The organism is Sporanaerobium hydrogeniformans (genome assembly GCF_002735925.1).
Classification (GTDB): Bacteria; Bacillota; Clostridia; order Lachnospirales; family Cellulosilyticaceae; genus Sporanaerobium; species Sporanaerobium hydrogeniformans.
Window position 1 is genome coordinate 131,355 of the sequence record NZ_PEDL01000007.1, and the last position, 6,326, is coordinate 137,680.

The following is a 6,326-nucleotide window of genomic DNA, read 5'->3' on the forward strand; positions in this document are numbered from 1 at the left end:
AATCTTGTCTAATCATATGATAACTATAAACATTGCACATTAAGGAGTATCTCTATGATTGGTAAATTAAAAAATTATTTTGCTACAGCAAATACAGCAAAAGGCTTTCAAAATTTATTTGAAACAAATATTAACACTCTAGATAAACTTTTTATTCTAAAAGGTGGCCCTGGTACTGGTAAATCTTCGCTTATGCGTAAAATAGGGACTCAATTCCAAAATAGAGGGTATGCTATTGAATACCTCCATTGTTCTTCCGATAGCCATTCACTAGATGGTGTTATTATTCGGGACTTAGGAGTAGGTATTGTAGATGGTACGGCTCCTCACGTTATTGAACCTAAAGCACCAGGCGCTATTGAAGAATATGTAAATCTAGGTATAGCTTGGGATAGTCAAGCCTTAGCCCTTCATAAAAAAGAAATCCTGGATAAAAATAAAAAAATAAAAGACTGTTACACTCAGGTTTACGATTATTTCGCTAAGGCCCTTCTTATCCATGATGAATGGGAAGCTATTTATATCAAACATATGGATTTTTCAAAGGCTAATCTTCTTACTGAAGAAGTCATTCAAAAAATCCTTAGCTCTACCCAATTAGATAAGAAAAGCCATATTATGCACCGCTTCTTTGGAAGTTCTACTTCAATAGGCCCTGTTAATTTTGTAGAAAATATTATCGAAGACCTAGATTTTCGTTATTTTATCAAAGGACGTCCCGGTTCTGGTAAATCTACACTACTTAAGAAACTCGTCACTGCAGCTGAAAAAAGAGGATTAGATCTAGAGATTTATCACTGTAGCTTTGACCCCAATAGCTTAGATATGGTTCTTCTTCCCGAATTAAGTACTTGTATATTTGATAGCACCGCTCCTCACGAATATTTTCCTTCTCGTCCAACTGATGATGTCGTTGATATGTACGGCGAGCTTATTACTCAGGGTACAGATGAAAAATATGCCTTAGAGCTTGCTGATATTACTAAACGTTATAAAGAAACTATTGCTCTTGGAACAAAGGAGCTAGAAAAAGCTAAAGCTCTCCATGATGAGCTGGAGGATTTTTATATAGATGCCATGGATTTTACTAAAATAGATGCTATTTATATAGACCTTATGAAAAGTATTTTAAGTAGAATTTAGCTTCAACTTCTAAACTATAAAGGGGCTGTTGCATTAAGAATAAATACTACAATATATTGTATGTAAATTTCTTAATGCGACAGCCCTTTTATATCATTTTTTATTTTAGGAAAACCCTATTATCTCACTTCTGCACCACTTATTATTTCCCCAAGTGGTCCTACAGCTACTAAACTTCCGTTCTCATCTGATGCACAAAGTACCATACCTTGTGAAAGAATTCCACGAAGTTTTACAGGTTTAAGATTGGTTACAACAACTACCTTTTTACCCACAAACTCTTCTGGAGAATAGTAGGCTGCAATACCAGATACAATTTGCCTTACTTCATCACCTATTTTAATTTGAGATACAAGAAGCTTATCTGCTTTTGGTACTTTTTCACAGGCGATGACTTCACCCACCTTAAGCTGTACCTTCGTAAAATCATCAATAGTGATTTCAGATACTTCTTCTACTTCTTCTTTAACTACTTCCTTTTTATTGGTTTTAGCTACTGCTTGAGGCTCTTCCTTTTTATCAGTAGTAGGTGCCTCTGCTTCTAAGATAGCCAGTTCCTTTTCCTTATCAATACGTGGGAACATATTCTCTCCTTTTTTAGCTACTACTGCTTTTGGTAGTTGACCAAAGTTATGGACAGAATCCCAAGCCGTAAGCTCTCCTCTTCTAATGCCAAATTGTACCCAAATTTTCTCTGGTGTTTGTGGCATAAAAGGCTCAATCATGATACTAACAATACGAATAGCTTCTGCAAGAGTATAGAGAACACCTGCAAGCTTTGGTTTATTGGCTTCATCTTTAGCTAGCACCCAAGGCATTGTCTCGTCAATGTATTTATTCATACGTCTAATAATTACCCAAATATCTTCAAGTGCATTATTAAAGAAAAGTTTCTCCATGTTTTCTTCCATTTTAGCTACTTGTTCTTTGATAACTCTTTGTACATCTGTATCAAATTCATTGCCTTCTTGTACTTCTGGAAGTGTACCAAAGTATTTTTCAATCATGGCTATGCTACGAGAAGTTAAGTTGCCAAGGTCATTAGCAAGGTCCGAGTTAATACGTGAAATGAGCGCTTCATTTGAGAAGTTACCATCTTGACCAAAAGCAATTTCACGAAGTAAGAAATAACGAATGGCATCACTACCATAACGACCTACAAGGATGCTAGGGTCTACCACTGTACCTTGAGATTTACTCATTTTGCCACCATTAATGACTAACCAACCATGACCAAATACTTGTTTAGGAAGTGGTATATTAAGAGCCATCAGCATTGCTGGCCAAATAATTGTATGAAAACGCACAATCTCTTTACCTACTAAGTGAACATCTGCTGGCCAATATTTTTTAAAAGCTTCATCGTCTGCTTGTAGATAGCCTAATGCAGAGATATAGTTTGATAGTGCATCAAGCCATACATACACCACATGCCCTGGGTCGAATTCTACTGGAATCCCCCACTTAAAGGAAGTACGAGATACACAAAGATCTTCTAGCCCTGGACGAAGGAAATTATTTAGCATTTCATTTTGTCTTGTTTGAGGTTGTATAAAGTTTGGATTTTCTTCAATATGCTGAATAAGCCTATCTTGATATTTAGAAAGCTTAAAGAAATAAGACTCTTCCTTTACTTTTTCAACAGGTCTACCACAATCTGGACATTTGCCATCTACAAGTTGATGCTCTGTAAAGAAGCTTTCACAAGGAGTACAGTAGAGACCTTCGTATTCACTTTTATAAATATCCCCTTGATCATAAAGTTTCTTAAAGATTTTTTGTACCGTTTCTTTATGTTCTTGGTCTGTAGTACGGATAAATTTATCATAGCTGATGTCCATAGTTTTCCACAGTTCCTTAATCCATTCAACAATGTTATCCACAAATGCCTGTGGAGTAACGTTGTCTTCTGCTGCACGCCTTTCGATCTTTTGACCATGTTCATCTGTTCCAGTTAAAAACATGACGTCATAACCACGTAGACGTTTATAGCGTGCCATTGCATCAGCTGCTACTGTGGTATAAGAATGTCCAATGTGTAATTTGTTACTGGGATAATAAATGGGTGTGGTGATATAAAAGCTTGGTTTACTCAATTCCTTTTCCTCCTATTTCTACACAATAAAAAACTCGTCACTATAACATGTGTTATAGAGACGAGGTCTATTCACGCTCGTGGTTCCACTCTAATTCACTTATGCCTCGCGACATAAGCCTTATAAAGTACGCCAATAAATAATTACACTATTTAATGGTTATACTTTCTCGCTATAACAGGCGAACCCGTTGCAGCCTAGACTCCTAAAAGTCGTCGGTGCACCACTCCAAGACCATCTTCAGCTTATCCTTCTTTGCTTCTTTTCAGCTCCCGAAGCTCTCTTTAAAAGAAAGTATAGACCTACTCTTCTTTTCATTGCGTTTTATTATTTGAATGCAATTAGTTTATCATAGTTTTCTCATCTTTTCAAGATTTTAAGCATTAAAATGAGGGATTTTTGCTTTTAAATAGCTATATGCTAACTTATAGGCTTCACCATAAATGCTCCCCCCATAAATAACCTCTGTTTTGCCATTTTCTAAAACACAAGTTGATTTACCAAAAACTATTAGTTCCTCTCCTATATACTCTTCCAAGGAAGTCTGAAAATAAAAGTTTTCTCTGTATTCTCTACCAAATGCTTCAAAAATCTCTCTATACTCATGCTCTAATAAATGCTCTGCTTCACCTCGGCTATGAAATTTATACACACAAAAGCAAAAAAAAAGTTGTTCTATCTTCTCCCTTTAAATTATCAAAAAGCAAATTATGAAGCTGTCTTTTTCCTATATACTCTGAATAAACAATGCCCTTTTCCTTGGCATAAGCCTTTAAGTCCTTACTTGCAGCACTATCATCATCTAACTCTCTATTAATAAGTGCTTCAGCATCACTTTTTGTAAGACCTTCTTCTATGTTAAGTCCTAAACTTTTCATATATTTAATCTGACGCTTCGCTGCTGGGCTTGTATCTATTTTATTTGGTAATTTATAACGTGTAGATTTCAAATCATCACCTCATTGTTTCTTTTTTCTTTATATCATACCTATAAACTTACAAAAATACTACCAAAAACTTCACTGTATAACCTATATCATAGCATTACACTCCATCTTGGTCTCATATATAGATGTAGGGACTAATTTGTATAATCACTCCTGTTTTTATTATCAAGCATTAAAGTATTGGGACGATATGGAATCGTCCCCTACCATTGACTTTTTATTTATACTTTAGTAGAATGTTTAGAAAATTAAACCTAGGAGGTTTTTCAAGTGGCATTTTATTATAATGAAGTTTCTCGTACCTTTAGTGAGTATTTATTGATTCCCAACTTAACCCGTAAAGATTGTATTCCTTCTGAAGTGAATTTAGAAACCCCACTGGTTAAATTTAAAAAAGGTGAAAAGGCACCTCTTCAAATTAATATACCTTTTGTTTCAGCCATTATGCAAGCTGTATCTGATGATAAGCTTGCCATTGCTCTTGCTAAATGTGGTGGATTATCCTTTATTTTCGGCTCTCAATCAATCGAAAGCCAAGCTGAGATGGTACGTAAAGTAAAAAGCTTCAAGGCTGGTTTCGTAGTAAGTGTAGCGAATCTTTCTCCTAATCATACCCTAAAGGATGTTTTAATACTAAAAGAACAAACAGGACACTCTACTATTGCTATTACAGAAGATGGTACACTCTCTACCAGACTTCAAGGAATTGTTACAAGTCGCGATTACCGTTTAAGTAGGGATAGCCTGGATAAAAAAATCAAAGATTTTATGACACCATTCTCCTCTCTTATTGTAGGGAAAGCTAATACCACGTTAAGCGAAGCCAATGACATACTATGGGAACATAAACTTAATTGCCTTCCTATTATTGACGAAGATCAAAAGCTTATGTATTTTGTCTTTAGAAAAGATTATGATGACCACAAACAAAATCCCCTTGAACTTTTAGATACTAAAAAACGTTATTGTGTAGGTGCAGGTATCAACACAAGAGATTATGCCGAAAGAATTCCTGCTCTTATTAAAGCTGGTGCAGATGTGCTTTGCATCGATTCCTCTGATGGCTATAGTGTTTGGCAAGCTGAAACCATTAAATATGTACGTGATAACTATGGTGACCAAGTAAAAATAGGCGCTGGTAATGTAGTGGATAAAGAAGGCTTTCTCTATTTAGTAGAAGCAGGGGCTGATTTCGTTAAGGTTGGTATTGGAGGAGGCTCTATCTGCATCACCCGCGAGCAAAAAGGCATCGGTCGTGGTCAGGCTTCTGCCATTATTGAAGTTGCTGCTGCTCGAGATACCTACTATGAACAAACAGGTATTTATATACCTATTTGTTCAGATGGCGGCATTGTTCATGATTATCACACCGTACTTGCCCTAGCTATGGGAGCTAACTTCATCATGATGGGACGTTACTTTGCTCGTTTTGATGAAAGTCCTGCTCATAAGATAAAATTAGGTAATACCTATGTAAAAGAATACTGGGGAGAAGGTTCAAAACGTGCCCGTAACTGGCAACGCTACGACCTAGGAGAAGGTAATGGTCTCAAATTTGAAGAAGGTGTAGACAGCTATGTCCCTTATGCTGGCAAACTTAAAGATAACCTAGATGTCACCCTAAGCAAAATGAAATCTACCATGTGTAGCTGTGGTGCTACCTCCATAGACGAACTACAACGCACAGCCCGCATGACACTGGTTTCTTCTACAAGTATCATTGAAGGTGGTGCCCATGATGTCACCCTCAAAGAAAACAACTATTCCAGATAACTAAAAAGGCAAGGCCACAAACTAGTTCATTGAGTTTGGGCTTTGCCTTTTTAAAGTAGTGACTCTAATATATCATATCTTTTTTACTAAGCTTCAAATTTCAGTTTATCGAGGTGTTTTACACGTTAGACTACTAAAAGGAAAGGAATAGGGGGTGTTCTCAGGGACCGCAAGTAAGGGAGCTCTTCACCAGCTTCTCGGTCCTCGGATGGGTAAAATCTAAGTTCAGTCCAATAGGCTAACGGTCCTACCTATCACAAGAAAGGCACTTGTGATAACGTCCCTAAAAGCAGCCTATAGGACTTCTCTAAGATTTTACATCCATCCTGTGGAGGAAGCTTGCGAAGAACTCCCTTACTTGCTAGCC

At 36.6% G+C, this 6,326-nt stretch carries 5 protein-coding genes and 1 other annotated feature; of the genes, 2 read left to right on the forward strand and 3 right to left on the reverse strand.

Going from position 1 to position 6,326, the window contains the following annotated elements:
* Nucleotides 1-54 precede the first annotated feature (54 nt).
* Nucleotides 55-1,143 (forward strand): PRK06851 family protein, encoded by a 1,089-nt coding sequence (locus tag CS063_RS08855; RefSeq protein WP_099449339.1) that lies wholly within the window; start codon nt 55-57, stop codon nt 1,141-1,143.
* Nucleotides 1,144-1,262: 119 nt separating this feature from the next.
* Here CS063_RS08855 and metG read toward each other — a convergent pair whose 3' ends face one another.
* From metG to CS063_RS08870, 3 genes are all read right to left on the reverse strand, one after another.
* The gene (metG, locus tag CS063_RS08860; protein WP_099449340.1) at nt 1,263-3,239 is read right to left on the reverse strand and encodes a methionine--tRNA ligase; all 1,977 of its coding nucleotides are present in this window, start codon (nt 3,237-3,239) and stop codon (nt 1,263-1,265) included.
* 53 nt (nt 3,240-3,292) lie between these two features.
* Nucleotides 3,293-3,566, reverse strand: a binding site (T-box leader).
* Between the two features lie 49 nt (nt 3,567-3,615).
* Complete coding sequence (locus CS063_RS08865; RefSeq protein ID WP_099449341.1) at nt 3,616-3,891, reverse strand: hypothetical protein; 276 nt, start codon at nt 3,889-3,891, stop codon at nt 3,616-3,618.
* The gene (locus CS063_RS08870) at nt 3,884-4,189 is read right to left on the reverse strand and encodes a hypothetical protein (RefSeq protein ID WP_099449342.1); all 306 of its coding nucleotides are present in this window, start codon (nt 4,187-4,189) and stop codon (nt 3,884-3,886) included. Before CS063_RS08870 ends, CS063_RS08865 begins: the two co-directional genes overlap by 8 nt.
* A 267-nt stretch (nt 4,190-4,456) precedes the next feature.
* Between CS063_RS08870 and CS063_RS08875 the strand changes: the two genes are divergently transcribed.
* Nucleotides 4,457-5,959 (forward strand): IMP dehydrogenase, encoded by a 1,503-nt coding sequence (locus tag CS063_RS08875; RefSeq protein WP_099449343.1) that lies wholly within the window; start codon nt 4,457-4,459, stop codon nt 5,957-5,959.
* Nucleotides 5,960-6,326 lie beyond the last annotated feature (367 nt).

What these genes read in the sequence shown, in the direction of transcription:
- CS063_RS08855 (WP_099449339.1), top strand. Translation starts at nt 55, where the DNA reads ATGATTGGTAAATTAAAAAATTATTTTGCTACAGCAAATACAGCAAAA.